Origin of the sequence: Rhodococcus sp. NPDC003318 (assembly GCF_042879035.1) — a bacterium.
Lineage (GTDB): Bacteria > Actinomycetota > Actinomycetes > Mycobacteriales > Mycobacteriaceae > Rhodococcus_G.
This window is the reverse complement of the sequence record NZ_JBIAOU010000005.1, coordinates 65623-91131: the sequence shown is the minus strand read 5'-3', so window position 1 is coordinate 91131 and position 25509 is coordinate 65623. Positions and strand designations below refer to the sequence as shown.

22 protein-coding genes are annotated in these 25509 nt (G+C 70.0%); 17 read left to right on the top strand and 5 right to left on the bottom strand.

Annotated elements, in window-relative coordinates; translation table 11 throughout:
- Nucleotides 1–26 precede the first annotated feature (26 nt).
- The 7 genes from ACFYVR_RS11265 (at nucleotide 27) to ACFYVR_RS11235 (ending at nucleotide 8837) form a co-directional block, all read left to right on the top strand.
- Nucleotides 27–1628, top strand: a complete 1602-nt coding sequence (locus ACFYVR_RS11265; protein ID WP_387473121.1) for an AMP-binding protein — start codon at nucleotides 27–29, stop codon at nucleotides 1626–1628.
- Nucleotides 1625–3391: a sigma-54-dependent Fis family transcriptional regulator gene (locus tag ACFYVR_RS11260; protein WP_387472787.1), complete on the top strand. Its 1767-nt coding sequence runs from the start codon at nucleotides 1625–1627 to the stop codon at nucleotides 3389–3391. The genes ACFYVR_RS11265 and ACFYVR_RS11260 overlap by 4 nt, the downstream gene beginning before the upstream one ends.
- 177 nt (nucleotides 3392–3568) lie before the next feature.
- Nucleotides 3569–4954: an MFS transporter gene (locus tag ACFYVR_RS11255; RefSeq protein ID WP_387473119.1), complete on the top strand. Its 1386-nt coding sequence runs from the start codon at nucleotides 3569–3571 to the stop codon at nucleotides 4952–4954.
- Between the two features lie 99 nt (nucleotides 4955–5053).
- Nucleotides 5054–6556 carry an aldehyde dehydrogenase family protein gene (locus tag ACFYVR_RS11250; protein ID WP_387472785.1) on the top strand — a complete coding sequence of 501 codons (1503 nt, stop codon included), beginning with the start codon at nucleotides 5054–5056 and terminating at the stop codon, nucleotides 6554–6556.
- 26 nt (nucleotides 6557–6582) lie between these two features.
- Complete coding sequence (locus tag ACFYVR_RS11245) at nucleotides 6583–7695, top strand: NDMA-dependent alcohol dehydrogenase (RefSeq protein WP_387472783.1); 1113 nt, start codon at nucleotides 6583–6585, stop codon at nucleotides 7693–7695.
- A gap of 185 nt (nucleotides 7696–7880) precedes the next feature.
- Entirely contained in the window at nucleotides 7881–8144 is a 264-nt protein-coding gene (locus ACFYVR_RS11240) for a GlsB/YeaQ/YmgE family stress response membrane protein (protein WP_387472782.1), read from the top strand.
- A 60-nt stretch (nucleotides 8145–8204) separates the two neighbouring features.
- A complete protein-coding gene (locus ACFYVR_RS11235; protein ID WP_387473117.1) occupies nucleotides 8205–8837 on the top strand; it encodes a YoaK family protein in 633 nt (210 codons plus the stop codon).
- A gap of 70 nt (nucleotides 8838–8907) precedes the next feature.
- Here ACFYVR_RS11235 and ACFYVR_RS11230 read toward each other — a convergent pair whose 3' ends face one another.
- Genes ACFYVR_RS11230 through ACFYVR_RS11220 form a run of 3 tightly spaced genes read right to left on the bottom strand, consistent with a single transcriptional unit; the run spans nucleotide 8908 to nucleotide 10993 of the window.
- A complete protein-coding gene (locus ACFYVR_RS11230; RefSeq protein WP_387472780.1) occupies nucleotides 8908–9666 on the bottom strand; it encodes a maleylpyruvate isomerase family mycothiol-dependent enzyme in 759 nt (252 codons plus the stop codon).
- A gap of 54 nt (nucleotides 9667–9720) precedes the next feature.
- Nucleotides 9721–10326: a TetR/AcrR family transcriptional regulator gene (locus ACFYVR_RS11225; RefSeq protein WP_387472779.1), complete on the bottom strand. Its 606-nt coding sequence runs from the start codon at nucleotides 10324–10326 to the stop codon at nucleotides 9721–9723.
- A gap of 52 nt (nucleotides 10327–10378) precedes the next feature.
- Nucleotides 10379–10993: a TetR/AcrR family transcriptional regulator gene (locus ACFYVR_RS11220; protein WP_387472777.1), complete on the bottom strand. Its 615-nt coding sequence runs from the start codon at nucleotides 10991–10993 to the stop codon at nucleotides 10379–10381.
- A gap of 179 nt (nucleotides 10994–11172) precedes the next feature.
- Between ACFYVR_RS11220 and ACFYVR_RS11215 the strand changes: the two genes are divergently transcribed.
- The 6 genes from ACFYVR_RS11215 to ACFYVR_RS11190 all read left to right on the top strand — a co-directional run bounded on the left by ACFYVR_RS11215 (nucleotide 11173) and on the right by ACFYVR_RS11190 (nucleotide 19463).
- A complete protein-coding gene (locus ACFYVR_RS11215; RefSeq protein ID WP_387473115.1) occupies nucleotides 11173–12729 on the top strand; it encodes a carboxyl transferase domain-containing protein in 1557 nt (518 codons plus the stop codon).
- Between the two features lie 82 nt (nucleotides 12730–12811).
- Nucleotides 12812–14833 (top strand): acetyl/propionyl/methylcrotonyl-CoA carboxylase subunit alpha, encoded by a 2022-nt coding sequence (locus ACFYVR_RS11210; RefSeq protein WP_387473113.1) that lies wholly within the window; start codon nucleotides 12812–12814, stop codon nucleotides 14831–14833.
- Complete coding sequence (locus ACFYVR_RS11205; RefSeq protein ID WP_387472775.1) at nucleotides 14830–15993, top strand: acyl-CoA dehydrogenase family protein; 1164 nt, start codon at nucleotides 14830–14832, stop codon at nucleotides 15991–15993. The genes ACFYVR_RS11210 and ACFYVR_RS11205 overlap by 4 nt, the downstream gene beginning before the upstream one ends.
- The gene (locus tag ACFYVR_RS11200) at nucleotides 15990–16475 is read left to right on the top strand and encodes a MaoC family dehydratase (RefSeq protein WP_387472773.1); all 486 of its coding nucleotides are present in this window, start codon (nucleotides 15990–15992) and stop codon (nucleotides 16473–16475) included. The genes ACFYVR_RS11205 and ACFYVR_RS11200 overlap by 4 nt, the downstream gene beginning before the upstream one ends.
- Before the next feature lies 1 nt (nucleotide 16476).
- Nucleotides 16477–17310, top strand: coding sequence for an HpcH/HpaI aldolase/citrate lyase family protein (locus ACFYVR_RS11195; RefSeq protein WP_387472771.1), 834 nt, complete (start codon nucleotides 16477–16479; stop codon nucleotides 17308–17310).
- 23 nt (nucleotides 17311–17333) lie between these two features.
- The gene (locus ACFYVR_RS11190; protein ID WP_387472769.1) at nucleotides 17334–19463 is read left to right on the top strand and encodes an acetoacetate--CoA ligase; all 2130 of its coding nucleotides are present in this window, start codon (nucleotides 17334–17336) and stop codon (nucleotides 19461–19463) included.
- A gap of 91 nt (nucleotides 19464–19554) precedes the next feature.
- Here the strand turns inward: ACFYVR_RS11190 and ACFYVR_RS11185 are convergent, their stop codons facing one another.
- Nucleotides 19555–20628 carry a DUF6777 domain-containing protein gene (locus tag ACFYVR_RS11185; protein ID WP_387472767.1) on the bottom strand — a complete coding sequence of 358 codons (1074 nt, stop codon included), beginning with the start codon at nucleotides 20626–20628 and terminating at the stop codon, nucleotides 19555–19557.
- Between the two features lie 97 nt (nucleotides 20629–20725).
- On the opposite strand from ACFYVR_RS11185, the gene ACFYVR_RS11180 reads away from it, so the two are divergent.
- Complete coding sequence (locus ACFYVR_RS11180; RefSeq protein ID WP_387472765.1) at nucleotides 20726–21196, top strand: MarR family winged helix-turn-helix transcriptional regulator; 471 nt, start codon at nucleotides 20726–20728, stop codon at nucleotides 21194–21196.
- A 66-nt stretch (nucleotides 21197–21262) separates the two neighbouring features.
- Here the strand turns inward: ACFYVR_RS11180 and ACFYVR_RS11175 are convergent, their stop codons facing one another.
- Nucleotides 21263–22174, bottom strand: a complete 912-nt coding sequence (locus tag ACFYVR_RS11175) for a TetR family transcriptional regulator (protein ID WP_387472763.1) — start codon at nucleotides 22172–22174, stop codon at nucleotides 21263–21265.
- A 246-nt stretch (nucleotides 22175–22420) separates the two neighbouring features.
- On the opposite strand from ACFYVR_RS11175, the gene ACFYVR_RS11170 reads away from it, so the two are divergent.
- From ACFYVR_RS11170 to ACFYVR_RS11160, 3 genes are read left to right on the top strand one after another with little or no spacing between them, the layout of a single operon-like run.
- Nucleotides 22421–23626, top strand: a complete 1206-nt coding sequence (locus ACFYVR_RS11170; protein ID WP_387472761.1) for an acyl-CoA dehydrogenase family protein — start codon at nucleotides 22421–22423, stop codon at nucleotides 23624–23626.
- On the top strand, nucleotides 23626–24648 hold the full coding sequence (locus ACFYVR_RS11165) for a phosphotransferase family protein (protein WP_387472759.1): 1023 nt from the start codon (nucleotides 23626–23628) through the stop codon (nucleotides 24646–24648). Before ACFYVR_RS11170 ends, ACFYVR_RS11165 begins: the two co-directional genes overlap by 1 nt.
- Nucleotides 24645–25388 carry an SDR family NAD(P)-dependent oxidoreductase gene (locus ACFYVR_RS11160; protein WP_387472757.1) on the top strand — a complete coding sequence of 248 codons (744 nt, stop codon included), beginning with the start codon at nucleotides 24645–24647 and terminating at the stop codon, nucleotides 25386–25388. Before ACFYVR_RS11165 ends, ACFYVR_RS11160 begins: the two co-directional genes overlap by 4 nt.
- Nucleotides 25389–25509: the final 121 nt, after the last annotated feature.

Below are 25509 nucleotides of genomic sequence, written 5' to 3'. Positions count from 1 at the left end.
ACACCTCGGGCGTCTGGGACGCGCCGATGTCGGGGGACACGATCGGTGACAATCTCGATCGGACGGTGGCCGCGCACGGCGACCGCGACGCCGTCGTGGACGTCGCCTCCGGGCGCCGGTGGACCTACACCGAGTTCGCCGCCGAGGTCGACGGACTCGCCGCCGGGTTGCTGCAGCGCGGCGTGCGCACGGGGGACCGGGTCGGGATCTGGGCGCCGAACTGCCCGGAGTGGACGATGGTGCAGTACGCCACCGCGAAGATCGGGGCGATCCTGGTCAACATCAATCCGGCCTACCGCTCGCACGAACTGCAGTACGTGCTCGAGCAGGCCGGGATCCGGATGCTGGTCTCCGCCGCCGCGTTCAAGACCTCCGACTACGCCGCGATGATCGAGCAGGTCCGGCCGAACTGCCCGGACCTCGAGTCGGTGATCCTGCTCGGTGGCGAGGGCTGGCAGGCCCTGGTCGCGGACGGCGCCGCCGCGCACGCCGCCGATCCCTCGGCGGTCGCCTCGGCGCAGGCCGCGCTGTCGATGGACGACCCGATCAACATCCAGTACACCTCGGGGACAACGGGTTTCCCGAAGGGCGCCACCCTCAGTCACCACAACATCCTCAACAACGGGTACTTCGTCGGTGAACTGTGCCACTACACCGAGGCCGATCGGGTGTGTATCCCGGTGCCGTTCTACCACTGCTTCGGCATGGTGATGGGCAACCTCGCCTGCACCAGTCACGGTGCAGCGATGGTGATTCCGGCGCCCTCGTTCGATCCGAAGGCGACGCTCGAGGCCGTGCAGGCCGAGCGCTGCACCTCGCTGTACGGGGTGCCGACGATGTTCATCGCCGAACTCGCCGACCCGGACTTCGAGCGGTACGACCTGTCCAGTCTGCGCACCGGGATCATGGCCGGCTCGCCCTGCCCGGTCGAGGTGATGAAGCAGGTCATCGAGCAGATGGGCATGGCCGAGGTGTCCATCTGTTACGGCATGACCGAGACCTCGCCGGTGTCGCTGCAGACCCGCGCGGACGACACCATCGACCAGCGGGTGTCCACCGTCGGCCGGGTCGGACCGCACCTCGAGGTCAAGATCGTCGATCCGGCAACCGGATTGACGGTGCCCCGCGGCGAGCCCGGTGAGCTGTGCACTCGCGGCTACTCGGTGATGCTCGGCTACTGGGACAACCCGGAGAAGACCGCCGAGGCGATCGACAGTGCCCGGTGGATGCACACCGGCGACATCGGGGTGATGGACGCCGACGGCTACGTCGCGATCACCGGCCGGATCAAGGACATGGTGATCCGTGGCGGCGAGAACATCTACCCCCGCGAGATCGAGGAGTTCCTCTACACCCACCCCGACATCCTCGACGCGCAGGTCATCGGGGTCCCGGACGCCAAGTACGGCGAGGAGTTGATGGTGTGGGTGCGGATGCGCGAGGGCGCACCCGACCTCGACGCCGCCACGTTGCGCGCCTACTGCACCGGCAAACTCGCCCACTACAAGATTCCCCGCTACGTCCACGTCGTCGACGAGTTCCCGATGACCGTCACCGGGAAGGTCCGCAAGATCGAGATGCGCGAGAAGTCCATCGAACTGATCGGACGTGAACAGGTCACGGAATGACCTCGAGCAGCGAGACGGAGTCGGCGGGCAGGGGCGGGTCGGTTTCGATCCGCCCGGAGATCGCGCTGTCCTGGAAGCGTTCCGCGCTCAGCGGAGTCGACCCCGGACGGGAGTTCGACGCGACACCCGCCGACGATCTCGACCTCACCGGCCGGTTGCTGCGGGCCGCGCGTCCCGTCCTCGACGAGGTCGGCATCCAGATCGCAGGCACCGAACTGTGCGTGCTGCTGGCCGACCCGGACTGCCGGATCGTGGCCAGCGTGTTCGACAACCCCGCCGTCGCGCGGCGGATGGAGCGCCTCGGCGCGATCGTCGGATCGAGGTTCGGGGAGGACCGGGCCGGTACCAACGCCCTCGGGACGCCCCTCGAGGTCCGGCGCGGTGTGGCGGTCAACGGGCCCGAGCACTACCTCGAACAGTTCAAGGAGCTGAGTTGCTACGGGCACCCGATCATCCACCCGGTGACGCGGCGGGTGGAGGGCATCCTCGACCTGACCTGCATTGCCCCGCAGGTCAACTCGCTGTTCGCGCCCTTCCTCCAACGGGCCGCCGCCGACATCGAGAGGCGCCTGCTCGAGGGGTCGCGCGCGTCCGAGCAGCGCCTCGTCGACGCCTTCCACCGGGTCTCGCCGCAGCGTCACGTGGCGGTCGCCGCGATCAGTGAGGACCTGCTGCTGTCCAACCGCACCGCGCAGGAGATGCTCGACGGCGCCGACCACGCCGTCCTGCGCGGGCTCGCCGCGGATCTGCAACCGAACCAGTCACGCACCGTGCGGATCGAACTCGCGTCGGGGGAGTCGGTGACGGTACAGGCGGACCGGATCGCCGGCGCCGACGGTGGGGCACTGTTCCTGGTACAGCCGACGTCGCGGCGCTCGGTGCCGATACCCCGTGGGTCGACGCGCCCCGAATCCGCGGGCACGCGAACGAGCCGGAAACTGCAGCGGCTCCGGCACACCGACGACGCGGTGCTCGTCCTCGGGGAGCCGGGGTCGGGACGCACCAGCGCCGCCCGGGACATCGCCGACGACCGGTGCACCCACAGCCTGGACGCGGCGCACATCGCGGTCCGCGGCCTCGACGCCTGGGTCGCCGAGCTCGGCACCCATCTGCAGGGCAGGGCGGCGGACGGGGTGTCGCCGGACGTCCTCGTCGTCGAACAGGTGCAGTTGCTGCCGGAATCGGTGCATCCCCTGCTCGCGGGGGCGCTCGCGGGCACCGGACCGCGCATCGTGCTGACCGCGTGCCCGGAGCCCGACCTGCCGCGACCGGTCGCGGCGCTGGTTGCCCGCTGCCCCGAGCGCGTCGTGCTGCCGCCGCTGCGGCAGCGGCGCGCCGAGCTTCCCGACATCGCACAGGTGATGCTCGACGAGATCGCGCCCGGTGCGCGGTTGACCGCCTCGGCGATCGAGGCGCTCGGGGCGGCCCAATGGCCGGGCAACCTGGCAGAGTTGACGGTGGTTCTCGACAAGGCCGTCGCGCGGGCACGGGCGGCGAAGTCCGCCGCCGACGGGGCCGCCCGAGACCCGTCCCGGTCCGTGGGGAACCGGGCCCCGCTCCGGATCACGGTCGCGGACTTGCCCGCCCGGTGCCGCACCAGCGACCGGGTGACCCGGCTCGGTGGGCGCGAACGCGCAGAACGCCAGGCGATCGTCGACGCGCTGACCGAGTGTGGTGGCAACAAGGTGCACGCGGCTGCGCAGCTCGGTATCAGCCGCAGCACCCTCTACACCCGGATGCGGGCACTCGACATCACCCGGTGAGCGACCCGCTCCGAGCCGGTCGGCCCTCGGCCGACCAGGTCTTTCGCATGGCTACGATTATCGGATCGTCGGCGCCCTGCCGGCGGCCGTGCGAGAGGAGAACGGGCCGTGACGGATTCCCCGACCGAGGTCGAGTCCCCGGGCCGTCGCCCCGGGCGGGTGGGGGTCCCGCGCGGACTGGCGATCCTGGTCGCCGGTACGGCCTTCATGGAGATCCTCGACGGGACCGTCATCGCGACCGCGGCGCCCGCCATCGCGCAGTCGTTCGGGGTGGCCGCGGTCGACATCGGTATCGCGATGACGGCCTACATGCTCACCATCGCCGTGTGCATCCCGGTCAGTGGCCAACTCGCCGAGCGGTGGGGCGTCCGGCGGGTGTTCCTATGCGCCATAGCGGTTTTCACTGTCGCATCGGTGCTGTGTGCGCTGAGCACGAGCCTGGCGATGCTCACCGCGATGCGGGTACTGCAGGCCGTCGGGGGAGCGATGATGGTCCCGGTCGGCCGGTTCGCGGTCCTGCGCAACACCGAGAAACGGGACATGATGCGCGCGGTCGCGTACCTGACGTGGCCCGCCCTGCTCGCGCCGGTGCTCGCCCCGGTGATCGGCGGTGCCATCGTCACCCTCGCCTCGTGGCACTGGATCTTCCTCGTCAACGTGCCGCTGGGTATCGCCGCCTTCCTGGCCGCCGTGAGGGTGGTGCCCGCCGAGGCTCGGACGGTCGCTGCCCGCACACTGGACTGGCCCGGCTTCGTGCTGATCGGTGTCACGATCGCGGCGCTCACCGTCGGGGCCGATTCGCTCTGGTCCCGACCGGTGGTGGGGTCGCTGGCCGCGGCCGCGGTGGCGGTGGTGTTCGGGGTCGCCGCGTGGTGGCATCTGCGACGCACAGCCCGTCCGCTCCTCGACTTCACCGCGCTGCGCACCGACACCTTCCGGGTGTCCACTGTCGCCGGGAACGTGTACCGGGCGACGATCTTCACGGCGCCGTTCATGCTGCCGTTGATGTTCCAGGACGGCTTCGGGTGGGATCCCTTCCGATCGGGACTGGTCGTTGCGGCAGTGTTCGTCGGCAATCTCGCCATCAAGCCGGTCACCACGCCACTGATGCGGTGGCTGGGTTTCCGGACGGTGCTGCTCGTCAACACGGTGTGCGTGGCCCTGACGTTCGTCGGATGCGCCTTCCTCACAGCCGGGACACCGCTGCCGCTGATGCTCGCGGTCCTCTTCGTCAGCGGCGCGTTCCGCTCGATCGGCTTCACCGCGTACAACACCATGACGTACGCGGACATCCCGTCCGACCGGCTGTCCGGGGCCAACACGCTGTCCGCCACGGTGCAGCAGGTCGCCGCCGGCATGGGGGTCGCGCTCGGCGCGCTGGCCGTGCAGGCGGGCACATCGGTCGAGTCGGTGAATCCCGACGACTCCGCCCTGGCGCCCTACCGATTCGCGTTCCTGCTGGTCGCCGGGTTGCTGCTGGTGACGCTTCCGCCGCTGCTCCGACTGCGCGGCGATGCGGGGGCCGAGGTGACCGGACGCCTGCGGGAACGGGTCGCTACCTGACCGCACGATGTCCGGCAGGTGTCCGAACCTTGGACAGTTGGCACCCTCGAACTTGACGAAATATGGCGCACGTCACATCGTCAGTACGAAGGAGATCCGATGACAGCGATCGCCGACTTCCCGCTCGCCACCCCGGTGCGGGGCTTCCTGGCCGGTGGGCCGAAGAAGCTCCTGATCGGAGGCGAGTGGGTGGAGGCGGCCTCAGGTCGCACCTTCCCCACGCACGATCCCGCCACCGGAAACGTCCTCACCGAGGTGGCCCACGGTCAGGCCGAGGACGTCGACCGGGCGGTGCGCGCCGCTCGCCGCGCATTCGACGAGGGCCCGTGGCCGTCGATGAAGCCGAACCAGCGCGAACGGTTGATCTGGCGGGTCGGTGACCTCCTCAGCGAGCGGGCCGAGGAGTTCGGTCAGCTCGAGGCCCTCGACAACGGCAAGTCCGCCGGCATCGCCAGCGCTGTCGACGTGGCCTGGGCGGCCGACGTGTTCCGCTACTACGCCGGTTGGGCCACCAAGATCGAGGGCAGCACGGTCAACGTGTCCATGCCGTTCGCACCGGACGCCCAGTTCCACGCCTACACCCTGCGGGAGCCGGTCGGCGTCTGCGGACTGATCGTGCCGTGGAACTTCCCGCTGCTGATGGCGGCGTGGAAGCTCGCCCCCGCCCTCGGCGCCGGCAACACCGTCATCCTCAAGCCCGCCGAGCAGACACCGCTGACCGCGCTCCTGCTGGGGGAGGTGTTCCAGGAAGCGGGATTCCCGCCCGGTGTGGTCAACATCGTCAGCGGCTTCGGCGACGCCGGCGCCGCGCTGTCCGCGCACGAGAGCGTCGACAAGGTGGCGTTCACCGGATCCACGGAGGTGGGCAAGAAGATCGTCGACGCCGCGAAGGGCAACCTGAAGAAGGTCACCCTCGAGCTCGGCGGCAAGAGCCCGAACATCGTGTTCGCGGACGCGGACTTCGACGCCGCCGTGGAGGGGTCGCTGAACGCCTGGCTGTTCAACCACGGGCAGTGCTGCGTCGCGGGCACCCGGCTGTTCGTGGAGGACAAGATCTTCGACGAGTTCACGCAGGCCGTCGCCGATGCCGCGAGCCAGGTGAAGATCGGCCCCGGCCTCGACCCGACCACCCAGCTCGGCCCTCTCGTCTCGCAGGAACAGTTCGACAGGGTCACCGGCTACCTCGCCGCCGGGCTCGCCGACGGGGCGCGGGCACTGACCGGCGGCAAGCGGTGGGGCGAGACGGGCTGGTTCGTCGAACCCACCGTCTTCGTCGACGTCGAGCCCGAGTTCTCCATCGTCCGCGAGGAGATCTTCGGCCCCGTCGTCGCCGCCCAGCCGTTCAACGCCGAGGCAGGTGTCGCCGCCGCGGCCAACGACTCGATCTACGGTCTCGCCGCGGGCATCTGGACCAAGGACATCTCCAAGGCGCACCGCACCGCACGCCGGATCAAGGCCGGTTCGGTGTGGATCAACCAGTACAACGGCTTCGACACGGCGATGCCTTTCGGCGGCTACAAGCAGTCCGGGTGGGGGCGTGAACTCGGTGCCGCCGGACTCGACGCCTACACGATCACCAAGTCCGTCAACATTGCACTCTGACCACCACTCGCCGAAGGATAACCACCATGAAGACCACCGCAGCCGTACTGCTCGAGGCGGGCAAGCCGTTCGAACTCATGGAACTCGAGCTCGACGGCCCGGGCCCCGGCGAGGTGCTGATCAAGTACACCGCCGCCGGCCTGTGCCACTCGGACCTGCACCTGACGGACGGCGACCTGCCGCCGCGCTACCCGATCGTCGGCGGCCACGAGGGCTCCGGGATCATCGAGGAGGTCGGCCCCGGCGTCACCAAGGTCAAGCCCGGCGACCACGTCGTGTGCAGCTTCATCCCGAACTGCGGCACCTGTCGCTACTGTTCGACGGGGCGGCAGAACCTGTGCGACATGGGTGCCACGATCCTCGAGGGCTCGATGCCCGACGGCACCTTCCGATTCCACGGCAACGGAGTCGATTTCGGCGCCATGTGCATGCTCGGCACCTTCTCCGAGCGGGCCACCATCTCCCAGCACTCGGTCGTCAAGGTCGACGACTGGCTGCCGCTGGAGACGGCGGTCCTCGTCGGCTGCGGCGTCCCCTCGGGCTGGGGCACCGCCGTGAACGCGGGCAACCTGCGTGCCGGGGACACCGCTGTCGTGTACGGCATCGGTGGCCTCGGCATCAACGCGATCCAGGGGGCGGTCGCCGCCGGTTGCAAGTACGTCGTCGCCGTCGATCCGGTTCCGTTCAAGCGGGAGACCGCCCTGAAGTTCGGTGCCACGCATGCATTCCCGGACGCCGAGAGTGCGGCGGCCAAGGTCACCGAACTGACCTGGGGCCAGGGCGCGGACGCGGCGCTGATCCTGGTCGGCACCGTCGACGAGGCCGTCGTCTCCGCGGCGACCGCCGTGATCGGCAAGGGCGGCACCGTCGTCATCACCGGGCTCGCGAACCCGGAGAAGCTCACGGTGCACGTCTCCGGCTGTGACCTGACCCTCAACCAGAAGACGATCAAGGGTTCGCTGTTCGGGTCGATGAACCCGCAGTACGACATCGTCAGGCTGCTCCGCCTCTACGACGCGGGCCAGTTGAAGCTGGACGAATTGGTCACCACCCGGTACACCCTCGAACAGGTCAACGAGGGCTACCAGGACCTGCGCGACGGCAAGAACATCCGCGGCGTGATCGTGCACGGTCAGTAGTCCCACCGCCGCTCGCCCGGTCGATCTCTCGCCCCACACCTCGCGCCCGATTGTCCGGGCGACGGGGTGTGGGGCGAACTTCGTGGCCGGGAAACAGTTCCGTTCGAGCCGTATCCGTGCCACGATCAGAGTTTGACGAAGTCGTACACCGTCCGGTTCGGGTGCAGTACGAAGGGAGTCCACCCATGGTTGGGGACATCATCGGCACCATCATTTTCGGCGCGGTCATCGGCGTGCTGGCCCGCCTCGTCATTCCGGGCAAGCAGGCGATGGGCTGGGTGATCACCGTCATCCTCGGCATCGCGGGCGCGCTGATCGGCTACTGGGTCTGGGACATGATCAGCGACACCGGAGACACATCCGGGATCGACTGGTGGCGGTGGATCATCAGTATCGCGGCGGCCGCGGTCCTGACTCTCGGCTACACCTCGCTCACCAGAAAGACCTAGCCGTACGCTGGGGCGGGTTCGCCGGCAACGAGATCGATCGAAAGGGAACCCGCCTTGGTTGTGGACGCCGATCGCGCGACCTTCGCGATCGCGGCGCTGCTCGCTGCCCTGGCCGGGTACGTCGACGCGATGGGGTTCATCACCCTCGGCGGGTTCTTCGTCTCGTTCATGAGCGGCAACACCACCCAGGCCGGGGTGGCCCTCGTCGACGGGCAGTGGCATCCGGTTCTGGTCGGAGCGTCGGTCGTCGCGTTGTTCGTGCTCGGCGTGACCGCGGGTTCGGTGCTCGGGCACCTCGCGGGTCGGCGCCGTCGCCCGGCGGTGATGGCCCTCGTCGCGGTGCTGATCTCGGTGGCCACGGTGTGCTCCGCGTTCGGTCCCGACCAGGCGGTGATCGCGGCCCTGACGCTGGCGATGGGAATCGAGAACACCGTCTTCGACGGGAGCAGCGCGTCGTCGATCAGCCTGACCTACGTGACGGGCACCCTGGTCAAGGTCGGACGCGGCATCGCGGCGGCACTGACCGGCGGACCGCGGTGGGACTGGCTGCGATTCGCGGGCCTGTGGCTGGCGCTGTCGGCAGGGGTGCTCGCGGGCGCGGCGACGCACCGCGCACTGGGGTTGGCGGGGCTGTGGTTCGCCGTCGCGGTCGCGCTTGTCCTCGCGGGCGTGTTCGCCCGCACCCGGAACTGAGAGGCGCTCCGCGCAGTGGTGCACTTTCGGAGGGTCCGGCGTCCACAAGTGCACCACTGCGCGGAGCGTGTCAGAACGGGACGGGGCGCGCGAGCAGCCCGGTGCCTGCCCGGCCTCGCCCGGAGAGGACGCGGCAGAATTCGACGGCGTCCATCGAGATGCTCTCGGAACATGCTGTCGGCGAGGCGAACACGCCGCCCGCCGGTCCCGTCAGCTCCACCGCGAAGGGCCGGCCGTGCCGCCCCGCCCATTCGCGGACCACGTCGGCGACGATCCGCCCGTCGTGGTCGCCGGTCAGCGTCATCGGGGTGTCCGTCGCACGGCACAGATCCACCCGGTGCATCCAGGTGTCGCGGGTCAGAATGATGTCGAAAAGGTAGCCGAGACGCCACTTCTCGTCGACGTCACCGACCCTGGCGGTCATCGGAATCCACCGGAACGGGCGGGGGAGCCGGGCCCGCACCCGCGCGGCCCGGGGACCGGCGAGTCCGAACCGGTCGATCAGTTCGTCGGTGCCGAGCGGGGCGCGTTCGCGCACCTGGACCTCGGTCATCCCGTCGACCGTGGGGCGGCCCCGCGCGGCGGCCGACCCCGCTCGGAGTTGGTGGACGAACTCGCGCAGAGTGCAGACGAGTTCGGTGCCGCCGAGAACGTGGCCGGCGAGGGCGCGCACGTCCCAGGCCGCGCAGTCGGTGGGCCGGGGCCAGTCGCCCGGCGTCAATCCCCGCAGCGTGTCGAGCATGCGTGCGTACTCGGTGGCCGCGAGTCGCGCGTACCCCGCGCGATCCAGGCGTGGAATGTCGGTGACGGGATCGGTGATGTCGGTCATGGCGGGCCTCGTGTCGTGGTGGGCCTGGGGGGCCCGGTCCCTCGCTGCGGCGGATCAGCGGGAGACGTGATTGTGGAACATCGTCATCGCGTCGTCGATCAGCCGGATCCACCGGTCACCGCCGGGATCGTTGGAAATCTGCTGATCGGCCAGTCCGGTGCCGATCGCCGTGAGGAGGTCGAGGACGTCCTCGTCGTACCCGTGTACGGACAGCCGGCGGCGGAGGAGGTCGAGGCCGCGGACCGCCCACGAGAACGAGTCCGGGGTCGGTTCGAAGCCGGGAAGTGTGCGCTGGAAGAGCAGTTGGTACCGGGCGGGGTCGTCGGTGCAGAAGCGGACGAATGCGTGCATCCCGGCCCGGAGATCGGTCAGCGCGTCGTCGGTGACGGGGATCTGCTCGTAGTACTCGACGAACTCCCGGCACCCCTGCACGTACATCGCGTCGTAGATGGCGTTCTTGGACGGGAAGTACGAGTAGAGCGAGGGCGCTCGCATCCCGACCTCCCGGGCGACGTCGCGCAGCGTGAGCGCGGCGAGACCGTGTGCTCGCACCAGGGACCACGCCGCAGCGAGGATCTCCGCTCGCGTCGCCTCGTGGCGTTTGCGGACCCTGCTGGTGGGGGTGCGTACCGGGACGTCCGGCCGCACGTCGTCTAACACAGTTCGAATTGTCTAACGTTGTTCGGAAAGGTGCAATACCCGGTTTCGCGTCTCACACGCCCGGCGCGAGCGCGGCGACGGTCATCCGGCGCAGGACGTCGCGCGTCCGGGTCGGGGTCGCCGGGTTCGCGCTGTGCGGTGTGGAGTTGATCAGGCCGAAGGTGGCGTGCGCCTTGGTGCGGGCGTCGGTCTCGGAGAGCGCGGGGTCGGTCTTGCACAGCACCTGCACCCACAGTTCGACGTAGCGGCGCTGGTACTGGCGCACCTGGCGCCGGGCCGGGTCGGGCAGCGACCCGAGGTCGCGGTCCTGCACGCGAATCAGATCGGATTCGCCGAGTGCGAAGTCGAGGTGGAACTCGATCAGCCCGGCGAGTGCCAGCTCGGCGTCGGGGGTGGACTCGACGACGGCGGTGCCGCCGTCGAACAGGCGCGCGCTGATGCCGACCAGCAGCTCGACGAGCAGCGCCTCCTTGTTGGAGAAGTGGCGGTACACGGCCGGTCCGCTGATGCCGACGGCCGAGCCGAGATCCTCGAGGCGAACTCCGGTGTAGCCCCGTTCGGCGATCAATCTGGCTGCCGCCCGCAGGAGTTGGCGTCGACGGTCCGCCTTGGCCTGGCTGCGTCGCGTGGGGGCGGCGGTGCCGGCCACATCGTGGTTCGCCGTCACGGTGGGGCCTCCTCTCCTGGTCTGTCGGTCGTCCCCGAGCCTGGGGTCTGGACAACTCAGTTAAGCACAGTTATCTTGAATTCGGTTATTGGAAGTTAACCGAATTGGCGAAGATGTGGTTCCGGCGATCGGATCCGGTGGCCACGGACCGCGCGGGCTTCGAGCGGACAGGCGGCGAGATGGCGTTCGATCAGGACAAGAACAGGGCCGAGCACGAGCGGTTGGTGACCGAGCTGCGGGAGCGGCTGCGGGTTGCGGCGCTCGGTGGCAGTGAGAAGTCGCGGCAGCGGCACGTCGATCGGGGCAAGTTGTTGCCGCGGGAGCGGGTGAACACGCTGCTCGATCCGGGCAGCGCGTTCCTGGAGTTGGCGCCGTTGGCGGCGAACGGGTTGTACGACGACGAGTGCCCGGGTGCGGGGATGATCGCCGGGATCGGGCGGGTGTCGGGTCGAGAGTGCGTGATCGTCGCCAACGATGCGACGGTCAAGGGCGGAACCTACTACCCGATGACGGTGAAGAAGCATCTGCGGGCGCAGGAGATCGCGCTGCAGAACAACCTGCCGTGCATCTACCTCGTCGACTCCGGGGGTGCGTTCCTGCCGCGGCAGGACGAGGTGTTCCCGGACCGGGAGCACTTCGGGCGGATCTTCTACAACCAGGCGACGATGAGCGCCAAGGGGATTGCTCAGATCGCGTCGGTGATGGGGTCGTGCACCGCGGGTGGGGCGTATGTGCCCGCGATGAGCGACGAGGCGGTCATCGTCCGCAACCAGGGCACCATCTTCCTCGGCGGTCCGCCACTGGTGAAGGCCGCGACCGGTGAGGTGGTGACCGCGGAGGAACTCGGTGGTGGTGACCTGCACTCGAAGGTCTCCGGGGTGACCGACCACCTCGCCGAGGACGACCAGGACGCGCTGCGGATCGTGCGGAACATCGTCTCGACACTCGGTCCGCGGGAGCCGCGTCCGTGGGACGTCGCGCCGACCGTCGACGCCGTGGCGGATCAGACCGAGTTGTACGACGTGGTGCCGACGGATCCGCGGACCCCGTACGACGTGCACGAGGTCATCACTCGCGTCGTGGACGGCGTCGGCGGTGCCGACCATGGGTCCGGTGCGTTCCAGGAGTTCAAGGCGGAGTACGGCAAGAGTCTGGTGACGGGGTTCGCCCGGATCCACGGGCATCCGGTGGGGATCGTCGCCAACAACGGTGTGCTGTTCGCCGAGTCCGCGATGAAGGGTGCGCACTTCATCGAGTTGTGCGACAAGCGGTCGATTCCGTTGGTGTTCCTGCAGAACATCGCCGGCTTCATGGTGGGCCGGGACTACGAGGCGGGTGGTATCGCCAAGCACGGTGCGAAGATGGTCACGGCGGTGGCGTGTGCGCGGGTGCCGAAGCTGACGGTGGTGATCGGCGGTTCGTACGGGGCGGGCAACTACTCGATGTGCGGGCGGGCGTACTCGCCGCGGTTCCTGTGGATGTGGCCGAACGCCCGGATCTCGGTGATGGGTGGTGAGCAGGCCGCGCAGGTGCTCGGCACGGTCGGGTCGGGCAGCGACCCGGACGCGATCCGCGAGCAGTACGAGTCGCAGGGCAACCCGTACTACTCGACGGCGCGGTTGTGGGACGACGGCGTCATCGACCCCGCCGACACCAGAACTGTTCTCGGACTTGCCCTTTCGGTGTGCGCGAACGCGCCGATCGAGCCGGTCTCCTACGGCGTGTTCCGGATGTGACGAGATGAGCGAGATGAGCGAAAACAGCACGCGCGATGCCGCCGGCGGTGCCGGCATGTTCGACACCGCCGGCGGTGCCGGCATGTTCCACACCGCCGGAGGTGCCGGCATGTTCGAGACCGTCCTGGTCGCGAATCGCGGCGAGATCGCGGTCCGGGTGATCCGTACGTTGCGGGCGTTGGGGATCCGGTCGGTGGCCGTCTACAGCGACGCCGACGTCGATGCCCGGCACGTCCGGGAGGCGGATGTCGCGGTGCGGCTCGGGCCGGCGCCGGCGCGGGAGAGTTACCTCGACATCGACAGGGTCGTCGACGCTGCGCGCCGCACGGGGGCGCAGGCCGTGCACCCGGGGTATGGGTTCCTGTCGGAGAACGCGGCGTTCGCGGCGGCGTTGGCGGACGCGGGGATCGCGTTCCTCGGCCCGTCGGCGAAGGCGATCGAGGTGATGGGCGACAAGATCACCGCGAAGAACGCGGTCGCCGCGTTCGACGTGCCGGTGGTGCCGGGCATCGCCCGGCCCGGGCTGACCGATGCGGAGCTGATCTCCGCGGCCGAGGACATCGGGTATCCGGTGCTGGTCAAGCCGTCCGCCGGTGGTGGCGGCAAGGGCATGCGGATGGTCGAGGATCCGGCGGATCTGCCCGCTGCGCTTGCCAGTGCGCGGCGGGAGGCGGCGTCGGCGTTCGGTGACGACACCCTGTTCCTCGAGCGGTTCGTGTTGCGGCCCCGGCACATCGAGGTGCAGATCCTCGCGGACACCCACGGCAACGTGATCCACCTCGGGGAGCGTGAGTGCAGCCTGCAGCGCCGGCACCAGAAGGTGATCGAGGAGGCGCCGTCGCCGCTGCTCGACGAGGCCACCCGCGCACGGATCGGTGAGGCGGCGTGCAACACCGCCCGCAGCGTCGACTACTCCGGCGCGGGGACGGTGGAGTTCATCGTCTCCGCCGACCGGCCGGACGAGTTCTTCTTCATGGAGATGAACACCCGCCTGCAGGTCGAGCACCCGGTCACCGAGATGGTCACCGGCATCGACCTCGTCGAGTGGCAGGTCCGCGTCGCCGCCGGCGAGAAACTCACGATCGCGCAGGACGAGATCACGCTGACCGGTCACGCAATCGAGGCCCGCGTCTACGCCGAGGACCCCGGACGCGGGTTCCTGCCCACCGGTGGGACCGTCGTCGATCTCGCGGAGCCGAGTGGTCCGGGTGTGCGGGTCGACTCCGGGCTGCGGGTCGGCACCGTCGTCGGCAGCGACTACGACCCGATGCTCTCGAAGGTCATCGCGCACGGACCGGATCGGGCGGCAGCACTGCGCGGGCTGGACCGTGCGCTGGCGGAGACGGCGGTGCTCGGGGTGGTCACCAACATCGACTTCGCCCGGTTCCTGCTCGCCGATCCCGACGTGGCGGCGGGGAACCTCGACACCGGACTCCTCGATCGCCGCGTCGAGCACTTCGTGGCCCCGGAGCCGTCGGACGATCAGATCGTCGCCGCCGGCGCCTACCGGTGGCTGAGCCGCTGGCCGGTCGGTGCTGCCGATCCGTGGGACGTCCCGACCGGGTGGCGGGTCGGGGGCCCGGCCCCGACCAGCGTCCGGCTGGCGACCGCGGGACGAGCCGAGCACGTGCACATCACGGGCCGCCCCGACGCAGCGACCGTCCGGCTCGAGGATGGCGAATCGCATTCGCTGACAGCATCTCTCGACGGTGACGCGCTGCGGGTGGTGATCGACGGGCGCAGTGAGACCTACCGCGTCGCCGAGGACGACGGGCACCTGTGGCTGACGTCTCCGACGGGCACCGCGTTGATCCGGGAGGTCGCCGAGGTCAACGTCCGTACCGGTGACACGCACGCCGGCGAAGCCGAACTGACGAGCCCCATGCCGGGCGCCGTGATCGCCGTCGGCGCGGAATCCGGCGCCACCGTGACCGCGGGCACCACCATCGTCGTCGTCGAGGCGATGAAGATGGAACATGCCCTGACCGCCCCCGTCGACGGTGTCGTGGAGGTGTACGCCGCGGCGGGTGACCAGGTGAAGGTCGACCAACTACTCGCACGAGTGATCCCGAACGCACAGAACGAGAAGGGTGACGACGAATGACCGACTATCTCTCCACCGGGGGACTGCCCGACGAGTACGCCCAGCTGGCGAAGACCGTTCGCGACTTCGCACAGTCGGTGGTCGCGCCGGTCGCCGCCGAACACGACGCCAACCACACGTTCCCGTACGAGGTGGTCGACGGGATGGCCGATCTCGGCCTGTTCGGGCTGCCGTTCCCCGAGGAGTACGGCGGACAGGGCGGCGACTACTTCGCGCTCTGCCTCGCGCTCGAGGAACTCGGGAAGGTCGACCAGTCGGTGGCAATCACGCTCGAGGCGGGTGTGTCGCTCGGTGCGATGCCGGTGTACCGGTTCGGCAACGAGGCACAGAAGCAGGAGTGGCTGCCGCAGCTCACCAGCGGAAAGTCGCTTGCCGCTTTCGGTTTGACGGAGCCGGGTGCGGGCAGCGACGCCGGCGGCACCCGCACCACCGCCCGCGAGGACGGCGAGGACTGGGTGATCAACGGCAACAAGCAGTTCATCACCAACTCCGGCACCAACATCACCAAGCTGGTCACCGTCACCGCGGTCACCGGTGTGAACGAGGCCGGCAAGAAGGAGATCTCCACGATCCTGGTTCCGACGTCGACGCCCGGGTTCACCGCCGAGCCGGCGTACAACAAGGTCGGCTGGAACGCCTCCGACACCCATCCGCTGTCGTTCGACGACGTGCGGGTGCCGCGGGAGAACCTGCTCGGCGAACGTGGCCGCGGCTACGCGAACTTCCTCCGGATCCTCGACGAGGGCCGGATCGCGATCGCGGCGCTGTCCGTCGGTGCGGCGCAGGGCTGCGTCGACGAATCCGTCAAGTACGCCAAGGAGCGCGAGGCGTTCGGCCGGCCGATCGGCGCCAATCAGGCGATCGCGTTCAAGATCGCCCGGATGGAGGCCCGCGCGCACACCGCCCGCACCGCCTACTACGACGCGGCGGCACTGATGTTGGCGGGCAAGCCCTTCAAGAAGCAGGCCTCGATCGCCAAGCTGGTCGCCAGCGAGGCGGCGATGGACAACGCACGCGACGCCACGCAGATCTTCGGCGGCTACGGCTTCATGAACGAGTACGCGGTCGCCCGTCACTACCGGGACAGCAAGATCCTCGAGATCGGTGAGGGCACCACCGAGGTGCAGCTGATGCTGATCGCCCGGGAGGCGGGCCTGTGAGCGACGTCCGACGTGTGGTCCAGCGCGGACTGTGGTTCGAGGAGTTCGAGACCGGTGTCGTCTACGAGCACCGACCGGGCCGCACCGTCACCGAGGCCGACAACGTCCTGTTCACCACGCTGACGATGAACACCCAGGCACTGCACCTCGACGCCGCGTTCGCCGACGACCTGCCGCCGTTCAACGCGCGTCTGGTGAACTCGATGTTCACGCTGTCCACCCTGGTCGGGTTGTCGGTGGCGCAGCTGACGCAGGGCACCATCGTCGGCAACCTCGGGTTCTCCGAGATCGCGTTCCCCAAACCGCTGTTCCACGGTGACACGATGTACGCGGAGACCGAGATCGTCGAGAAGCGGGAGTCGAAGAGCAGGCCCGGGGAGGGGATCGTGACGTTCGCCCACACGGCGCGGAACCAGCACGGCGACGTCGTCGCGACCGCGGTCCGCAAGACGATGGTCCGCAAGCGCCCGGAAGGGGAGTGAGATGACCGAGACACGCTCGATGTGGGTTCCCCCGGGGCCCGCATGGCTGTTCTGCCCGGCGGACCGGCCCGAGCGGTTCGCCAAGGCCGCGGCCGCTGCCGATGTGGTGATCCTCGACCTCGAGGACGGTGTCGCCGCGGCCGATCGGGACGCGGCCCGCCGCGCGCTGATCGACACCCCGCTGGATCCGGAGCGCACCGTGGTGAGGATCAACGCACACGGCACCGAGGACCAGCGCCTCGACCTGGAGGCGCTGCGCGAGACCCGTTATCCCCGGGTGATGCTGCCGAAGTGCGAGTCCGCCGAGCAGGTCCGGTCGCTGGCACCGCGCGAGGTGATCGCGCTGATCGAGTCCCCGCTCGGCGCGCTGACGGTCGCGGAGTCCGCGCAGGTCGCCAACGCGGTCGGCGTGATGTGGGGCGCGGAGGATCTGGTGGCCGGGCTCGGCGGCACCGGCAGTCGGGATGCCGACGGGACGTATCGCGATGTCGCTCGGCACGTCCGGTCCACGTCGCTGCTCGCCGCGAAGGCGCACGGCCGGTTCGCGCTGGACTCGGTGTACCTGGACATCGAGGACCTCGCCGGGCTGCGCGCGGAAGCCGCCGATGCGGTCGCCGTCGGGTTCGACGTCAAGGTGTCGATCCACCCGAGCCAGGTGACGGTGGTCCGGGAGGCGTACGCGCCGAGTGCGCAGGACCTGGACTGGGCCCGGCGTGTCCTGGCCGCGGCCGGGAACGAGCGCGGAGTCTTCACCTTCGAGGGCAAGATGGTGGATGCCCCGCTGTTCCGGCACGCGGAGGCGATCGTGCGCAGGGCAGGTGACACTGCACAGTAGAGGCGACCAGGAGGCGACTGACAGTGGCGGAGCGGGCGAAGGACGCGGCCGAGCCGCAGCGGGCGAAGAACGCACCCGAGACGCAGCGGGCGAAGGACGCGGCCGAGCCGCAGCGGGCGAAGAACGCACCCGAGCCGCAGCGGGCGAAGAACGCACCCGAGCCGCAGTGGGTGCCGACGGACGAGGACGTCGAGGGTGCGCGGATCACCGATTTCACGTCCTGGGTGCAGGCCCGCTGCGGCGTCACGCTGGGCGATTACCACGCCCTGTGGCAGTGGTCCGTCGACGACCTCGACGACTTCTGGCAGGCCGTGTGGGAGTACTTCGAGGTGCAGTCGGCGGAGCCGGTCGGTGCGGCGCTCGTGGACGAGCAGATGCCCGGTGCCCGCTGGTTCCCCGGCGCCCGGATCAACTACGTCCGGCAGGCACTGCGGCACGAGACCCGGCACCATCCCGCCATCCGGTACTGCAGCGAGGATTCGGCGCGTGACACCGCCCTGTCCTGGGCCGAGTTGCGGCGCCAGGTGGGTGCCCTGGCCGCGACGCTGAAGGCGCACGGCGTCGGACCCGGAGATCGGGTGGTCGGTTACCTGCCCAACATTCCCGAGGCCGTCGTCGCGTTCCTGGCGACCGCCGCGCTCGGTGCGATCTGGGCGGCGTGCGGGCAGGACTACTCGGCCCCGGCGGCGCTCGACCGGCTCGGCCAGCTCGAACCCGTCGTGTTGGTGGCCGCCGACGGCTACCGGTACGGCGGGAAGGCGCAGCACCGCGACGCGGAGGTCGCGACGCTGCGAGCCGGCCTGCCGGACCTGCGGCTGATTGTGCGAGTGGATCATCTCGGCGACAGCGAAGCCGCCCCTGCCCCCGACGGTGCCGTCCCGCCTCCGCCTGTGCCCGAAGGCCTTCCGGCGCCGGGGCGGGTGATGTGCTGGGCGGAGGCGAGTGCCGGTGACGCCCCGCTCGATCCCGTCGACGTCGACTTCGACCACCCGCTGTGGGTGGTGTTCTCCAGCGGGACCACCGGGCTGCCGAAGGGCATCGTGCACGGGCACGGTGGAGTCCTCCTCGAGCACCTGAAGTCGCTGGCCCTGCAGAACGACATCGGCCCGGCCGACACACTGTTCTGGTACACCAGCCCGAGCTGGATGATGTGGAACTTCCAGGTCGCCGCTCTGCTCGTCGGCGCGACCGTCGTCTGCTACGACGGCAGCCCGTCGTTCCCGCAGCCGGACACGTTGTGGGAGTTGGCTTCCCGGAACAAGGTCACACTCCTCGGGACCAGCCCGGGCTACGTGCTCGCGTGCCGGAAGGCGGGGGTGGTGCCGCGCGCGGATCACGACCTGGGTGCACTGCGGGCGGTGGGGATCACCGGGTCGTCGCTGCCCGCGTCGTCGTCGTTGTGGCTGGCCGAGAGCGTCGGGGATCAGGTTCCGGTGTTCTCCATCAGCGGCGGCACCGACGTGGTGTCGGCGTTCGCCGGCGGGGTCCGCACGGTCCCGGTGTGGCCAGGTGAGTTGTCCGTGCCGTACCTCGGTGTCGCGGTGGATGCGTTCGACGAGGACGGCGCCCCGGTTCGCGGTGCCGTGGGGGAGTTGGTGGTGACCCGGCCGATGCCGTCGATGCCCGTGCGGTTCTGGAACGACCCGGACGGTTCCCGCTATCGGGACGCCTACTTCGGCACGTATCCGGGAGTGTGGCGGCACGGAGACTGGATCACGATCACCGACCGCGGCAGTGTGATCGTGCACGGAAGGTCCGACTCGACGTTGAACCGCAACGGGATCCGCATGGGCAGCGCCGACATCTACCAGGTCGTCGAGGGGCTGCCCGAGGTCGTCGAGGCGATGGTGATCGGCGCGGAGCGGCCCGACGGCGACTACTGGATGCCGCTGTTCGTCGTCCTCGCCGACGGCGTCGAACTCGACGACACGCTGCGTGACCGCATCAAGGCCGCGATCCGGGAACAGGTGTCGCCGAGGCACGTTCCCGACGAGATCATCGCCGCGCCGGGTGTCCCGCACACCCGCACCGGGAAGAAGCTCGAGGTGCCGATCAAGCGGATCCTCCAGGGCGGCGACCCCGCGAAGGTGCTGGCCCGCTCGGCCGTCGACGTCCCCGACCTCGTCGACTGGTACGCGGCCCGCAAGCCCTGAACCGCAGCCGGCCGGCGTCGCTGGGGCGGATACATCGGCGATGTCGAGGCGACTCGCGTGGAGGGCAGGACTTGTCGACGGCGCCGACCGCTCAGTTCGGCAACTGGATGATCAGCGGAGGAAGTCCGGGCACCTCCACCCGGATTTCCGGGGGCGGGGCCGGTTGTGGCACCACGACGGGCGCCGGTGCGGGCGGTGCGGGTTGAGCGGGCGGCGCGGGTTGAGCTGGCGGCGCGGGTTCCGGTTCGGGCGCCGGTGGCGGTGCGGCAGCGGGTGGCGGTGCAGCCGACGCTTCCGCGAGCGCGGGACCCGGCGCCGGGGCGGACGCCGATGCGACGGGGACGGGTGCCCGCGTGGTGGGCGGCGGCGCCTCGGGCGTCGACTCGGCCTGCGGTCCGGAGCCGAGCGGCAGCACGGTCAGCGCTGCGGTGGACAGATCCACCACCGTCACCGCGCCCAGCGACTCGGGGGCGGGGGACACGACGAGCAGCCGGTCGGCCCGGTAACCCGGCCACGGGACCGCGAGGGGGTCGGGGTCGGTGTCGAGGGCGGGCGAGCCCAGGGGGGCGCCGCGCGCGCAGCGGACCTTCGGGACGCCGTGGTCGTCGATGAGCACGATGGTTCCCGCCTCGAGTACCGACTCGCGGGGTGTCGCACGCCCCTCGTCGTACCCGTACGCCGTGACGCGCGTGTCCTGCCGCAGCAGCACCGGCGTCAGCGTCTCGACGAACCCGCGGACGTCGTCGACACCCTGGACGGTCGACCACGCCGTCATCCGCTGCGGGTCACGTTCCAGGTCGTCTACGAGGCGGTCGCGGTCGCACAGCGGACGGTCGAGGCTGCCGCCGTAGAGGCCCGCGCGGTCGCCGGTCGTGGTCGGGGAGGCGCCCGCGGGCAGGTCGCTCCCCGGCGGCCCGGGGGGCACCGCGGTGGGGGTCTGCGGCGGCAGCAGCCGGTCCGTCCAGGGCAACTCGTCCTGCTGCATCGTCGAGATCAGCGCGATCTCGTCGGTGTCGGCACCCCGCGGCGTGCACCCCGCCGCGGCCACGGCGAGTGCGGCGCAGATGACCGCAAGAGGCCGAACCGGCCACCCGCAGGTGCCGGTGGTTGCGACGGCGCGGCGTCGGGACGTGGAAGCAGCCCGGACGCCGATGTCGGGGGCCACGCCGCCATCGTAAGCACGTTCGCGGCTCCGTGCCGGGTGGTTCGCCGAGCCCGGCCGCGACCTTCGGCTCGCGGCGGCGATGCCACAATTGGCCGCGATGAACGCAAACGAGACGCAGATCGAAGCCGTACGAGGTCTCGAGCGCGAAATGGTACTCCTGGCCCGGCACATAACCCTGGTGAACAAGGCGCACGCTGCCGAGCAGGAACTCGACCGGTCCGCCTACCTGTTGCTGAGCCGGCTCGAGATCAGCGAGCCGATGACCCTGGGCGAACTCGCCGCCTCCTTCGGCCTCGACGTCTCGACGGTCAACAGGCAGACGGCCGCACTCCTGCGCGACGGGTTCGCCGAGCGGATCGCCGACCCGGACGGCGGCACGGCCCGGAGGCTTCGCCCGACCGAGGCGGGTCTGGCGGCACTGCGGCGGGACCGCAGCAGCAAGATCGACGGGCTCAACGATCTGCTCGCCGACTGGGACGAGGCGGATCGACGCAGTCTGGTCGTCGTGCTGCGACGGCTGAACGAGGAGATCGAGCGACGGCAGGGGCTGAGCTGGCCTCGGGACTGACACTGCGAGCGCTGTCCGAACGCCGGGATGGTGATGTCCGCCGCGATCGGACCGTCCGCATCCCGTTCACTCTTTCGGCCGGCCGAGCAGGTCGAGGGCGAACTCGGCGTACTCGGCCGCGATCTGTTCCGGCGACGACGGGCCCTGCGCTCGGAACCACTGCGGCAGTGAGGTGCACATCGTCGCGATGGCCCGCCCCGCGTCGCGGGGATGGGCTGTGCGCAGGGTTCCGTCCCGGACCGCGGCGTCGATCTGCTCGTCGAGCAGGTACTGGATCTGATTGCGGGACTCGGTGATTCGCGATCGATCGGGCTCCTCGATGCTGCGCATCTCGCTCGCGCCGATGAACGCGAGGGCCCGTCGGTGCGTGTGGTAGAGCGCCAGGGCCTCCACGATCAGGGCCACCCGCGCGGCGGCGGTTGCGCCCTCGTCTCGGGCGGCTCGCACCCGCCAGTGCAGTTCGGACATCGTCAGGTCGAGCGCGCGGACCAGCAGTGCCTGCTTGTCCCGGTAATGGTGGTAGACCCCGGGGACGCTCATTCCGGCACGTCGGGCGAGCGTGCGCATGGTGGCCCCGTGATAGCCGGTCTCGACGAACGCGTCGATGGCGGCGGCGAGGACGGGATCGATCGTCAGAGGCGGAAACGTTCGCCACTCCGCTCCCTCCGGTGCGGCCGTCGGCGGTTCCGGTACGGGTGTGCGCGGTGTGGGCCCGGGTGACTCACGGGATTGTTCGCCGACCAGGCGAGCGACCGTCGTGTCCAGCACGTCCGCGATCTCCCGGAGACGATCGACGTTGACTCCGGTCCGTCCGTTCTCGACGGCGCTGAGGGTGGCCGGGCTCACTCCGATCCGCCGCGCCAGGTCGCGCAGCGACATCCCCCGGTCGATGCGTGCGGCACGGATCGCCGCGGCGGTGGTGTCCGCCGCGGTCGCAGATCCCACGGTTCCCGCGGTGTCGGTCGTCGGTTCACCCATGCGATTCACCCCTGCGATTCTCCCCGGCCTGCGGCCCTGCCCCCGTGGGGAAGTGGCGACGGACAGTGTTCAGATTATCTGAACGAGGTGGACCCTATCAGGGATCCTGAACAACCGGACCGACGCGGTTCGTTGCCGTTGGGTACAGGTGAAAACGCAATGTTGACCGGTTTCGAGGCCTGTGGCACCCTGGCGACGGGCCGAGTGATCGCTCGGCAGGTGCATGTACGACCCGAGGAGACTTCCGTGGCGATCGACCTGACCTACACGCCCGATGTGGAGGCGCTGATCGAGCGCACCCGCACCTTCGTCCGGGACCACGTCCTGCCGATCGAGGACGCGCACGGCGGCGACATCGCCGTCGCGGGTGGCGACGAGATCCGGGTCAAGCTCCAGCAGGCGGCCAAGGACGCCGGTGTGTTCGCCCCGCACGCGCCGGTCGAGTTCGGTGGCCACGGCCTGAACATGTCCGATCGCGCGCCCGTGTTCGAGGCGGCCGGCTACTCCCTGTTCGGCCCGACGGCCCTGAACATCGCCGCCCCCGACGAGGGCAACGTCCACATGCTCGCCCACATCGCCAACCCGGAGCAGCGCGAGCAGTACCTGGCTCCGCTCGCTACCGGTGACGTGCGGTCCGCGTTCGCGATGACCGAACCGGCGCCGGGCGCGGGCGCCGACCCGTCGGCGCTGAGCACCCGCGCCGTCAGGGCCGACGGCGGGTGGCGCATCAGCGGACACAAGTGGTTCATCACCGGTGCCGACGGCGCCGGCTTCTTCATCATCTTCGCCCGCACCGCAGGTGAGCCGGGCGACCGAGGCGGGGCCACCATGTTCCTCGCGCCTGCCGACGCCCCCGGCATCCGCGTCGGCCGCCACATCGACACGCTCGACAAGTCCATGCTCGGCGGGCACTGCGAGGTGTTCTTCGAGGACCTGCTGGTTCCGGACTCGGCGGTGCTCGGCGAGGTCGACCGCGGCTTCGAGTACGCCCAGGTCCGCCTCGGCCCGGCCCGCATGACACACGTGATGCGCTGGCTCGGTGCGGCTCGCCGCGGCCACGACATCGCGGTCGAGTACGTCGCGAAGCGGGAAGCGTTCGGCGGCAAGCTCGGTGACCTCGGCATGGTGCAGCAGATGGTCGCGGACAACGAGATCGACATCGCCGCGACCCGGGCGCTGCTCACCCGGGCGTGCTGGGAGCTCGACCAGGGACTCAAGGGCGGCGACTCGACGTCCATCGCCAAGACCTTCGCGGCGGAGGCCATCTTCCGGATCGTCGACCGCAGCGTCCAGATGTGCGGCGGCATGGGTGTGTCGGGCGATCTGCCACTGGCCCGCCTGTCCCGCGAGGTGCGCCCGTTCCGGGTGTACGACGGTCCGTCCGAGGTGCACCGGTGGGCGCTGGCCAAGCGCGTCATCGGCGCCGCCAAGCGTGCACTGAAGGAGTCCTGATGACCCTGCCCGGCATGGATGTCGCCGCGCTGCGGCAGTTCCTGGTCGAGCGCGGCGTCGAGCTCAGCGGCGAGCTGAAGGTCGACCTGGTCAGCGGTGGCCGGTCCAACCTCACCTTCAAGGCGGCCGACGACCGCAGCACCTGGATCGTGCGTCGCCCTCCGACGAGCGGGCTCACCCCGTCGGCGCACGACATGGCGCGTGAGTTCCGGGTGACGAAGGCCCTCCAGGATTCCTCGGTGCCCGTCGCGCGGACGGTGGCGTTCGACGAGGCGGGCGCGGCGCTCGGTGCGCAGATGACGGTCGTCGAGTTCGTCGACGGCCGCGTCGTCCGCGACCAGGACGACCTGGCAGCCCTGTCCGACACCGAGGTCCGCGATTCGACGCACGCTCTCGTGCGGGTGCTCGCCGACCTGCACGCGGTCGACTACCGGGCCGTCGGTCTCGGGGAGTTCGGCAGGCCCGACGGATTCGTGGCCCGTCAGGTGAAGCTGTGGGCCGGACAGTGGGAGCGGGTCAAGACCCAGGACCTGCCAGATGTCGCCAGACTGCACGCCAAGCTTGCGGACGCGATCCCGCAGTCCTCGGCCGCGTCGATCGTGCACGGCGACTTCCGGATCGACAACACGATCCTCGACGCCGCCGACCCGACGAGGGTGCGGGCCGTCGTCGACTGGGAGATGTCGACGCTCGGCGACCCGCTCACCGACGCGGCGTTGATGTGCGTCTACCGGGCGCCGGTGTTCGATCTGGTCCTGGGGTCGCAGGCGGCGTGGACGAGCCCCCGGCTGCCGTCACCCGACGATCTCGCACAGACCTACGCGGTCGCCTCGGGCCGTGACCTGGGGGACTGGACCTTCTACCTGGCGCTGGCCAACTTCAAACTCGGCGTCATCGGCGAGGGCATCACGCACCGGGCCCTGCAGGGTTCCGACGCGGGCAGTGGCGCGGCGCGTGCCGCGGAGGCCACGGGCGAATTCATGGCAGCAGGGCTGCGAGCACTGGCAGGAGCAGGAGTATGAGCGATCTGACCGCACTCGTCACGGGGGCGTCCCGGGGAATCGGGTTGGGGGTGGCCGGAAGGCTTGCCGCCCAGGGCTACTCACTCACGATCACGGCGCGCGATCCCGAACGGCTCGACGCCGTCGCCGAGGATCTGCGACACGCGGGAGCGCCGGACGTGGTCGCCGTGGCCGGGGACATGGCCGACGCGGAGTTTCCGGCTGCGATCATCGCGGCCCACGCCGAGCGGTTCGGTGCGGAGATGACCGCGCTGGTGCTCAACGCCGGTGTCGGCACCGCGGGTGCGGTGGCGGAGTACCCGATGCGTCGGTTCGACAAGACGATCGACGTCAACCTGCGGGCCCCGTTCGCCCTTCTGCAGCAGTCGGTTCCGCTGCTGCGTGCCGGTGCGTCCGCCCGGCCCGGCCGGGGCGCGAAGGTGGTGGCACTCGCGTCGATCACCGGTGTCTTCGCCGAGGGCGGCCTCGCGGTCTACGGCGCCACGAAGGCAGCGCTGATCTCGCTCGTGCAGACGTTCAACACCGAGGAGTCGGGCAACGGCGTCAGTGCGACGGCCATCTCCCCGGCATACGTCGACACCGACATGGCCGCGTGGATCCACGACAAGATCCCTGCCGAGCAGATGCTCGAGGTCGACGACGTCGTCGAGATGGTCGACGGGTTGCTCCGGCTGTCCTCGCGCGCGGTGGTCCCGAACATCGTGATGACTCGCGCCGGAACCGACGGCCTGCGCGCCTGACGGCGCGCTGTCTCGAACGGACCGTTCGGGCTCCCCTCCGGGGACCCGGACGGTCCGTCGTGCTGCTGACCGATCAGCCGGACGCGTTCCCGGAATCGGTGACCCGCATCCTCGCCATCGG

What these genes read in the sequence shown, in the direction of transcription:
- ACFYVR_RS11215 (WP_387473115.1), top strand. Translation starts at nt 11,173, where the DNA reads ATGGCGTTCGATCAGGACAAGAACAGGGCCGAGCACGAGCGGTTGGTG.
- ACFYVR_RS11175 (WP_387472763.1), bottom strand. Translation starts at nt 22,174, where the DNA reads ATGGGTGAACCGACGACCGACACCGCGGGAACCGTGGGATCTGCGACC.
- ACFYVR_RS11230 (WP_387472780.1), bottom strand. Translation starts at nt 9,666, where the DNA reads ATGACCGACATCACCGATCCCGTCACCGACATTCCACGCCTGGATCGC.
- ACFYVR_RS11245 (WP_387472783.1), top strand. Translation starts at nt 6,583, where the DNA reads ATGAAGACCACCGCAGCCGTACTGCTCGAGGCGGGCAAGCCGTTCGAA.
- ACFYVR_RS11265 (WP_387473121.1), top strand. Translation starts at nt 27, where the DNA reads ATGTCGGGGGACACGATCGGTGACAATCTCGATCGGACGGTGGCCGCG.
- ACFYVR_RS11180 (WP_387472765.1), top strand. Translation starts at nt 20,726, where the DNA reads ATGAACGCAAACGAGACGCAGATCGAAGCCGTACGAGGTCTCGAGCGC.
- ACFYVR_RS11195 (WP_387472771.1), top strand. Translation starts at nt 16,477, where the DNA reads ATGACCGAGACACGCTCGATGTGGGTTCCCCCGGGGCCCGCATGGCTG.
- ACFYVR_RS11160 (WP_387472757.1), top strand. Translation starts at nt 24,645, where the DNA reads ATGAGCGATCTGACCGCACTCGTCACGGGGGCGTCCCGGGGAATCGGG.
- ACFYVR_RS11205 (WP_387472775.1), top strand. Translation starts at nt 14,830, where the DNA reads ATGACCGACTATCTCTCCACCGGGGGACTGCCCGACGAGTACGCCCAG.
- ACFYVR_RS11250 (WP_387472785.1), top strand. Translation starts at nt 5,054, where the DNA reads ATGACAGCGATCGCCGACTTCCCGCTCGCCACCCCGGTGCGGGGCTTC.
- ACFYVR_RS11165 (WP_387472759.1), top strand. Translation starts at nt 23,626, where the DNA reads ATGACCCTGCCCGGCATGGATGTCGCCGCGCTGCGGCAGTTCCTGGTC.
- ACFYVR_RS11210 (WP_387473113.1), top strand. Translation starts at nt 12,812, where the DNA reads ATGTTCCACACCGCCGGAGGTGCCGGCATGTTCGAGACCGTCCTGGTC.
- ACFYVR_RS11260 (WP_387472787.1), top strand. Translation starts at nt 1,625, where the DNA reads ATGACCTCGAGCAGCGAGACGGAGTCGGCGGGCAGGGGCGGGTCGGTT.
- ACFYVR_RS11240 (WP_387472782.1), top strand. Translation starts at nt 7,881, where the DNA reads ATGGTTGGGGACATCATCGGCACCATCATTTTCGGCGCGGTCATCGGC.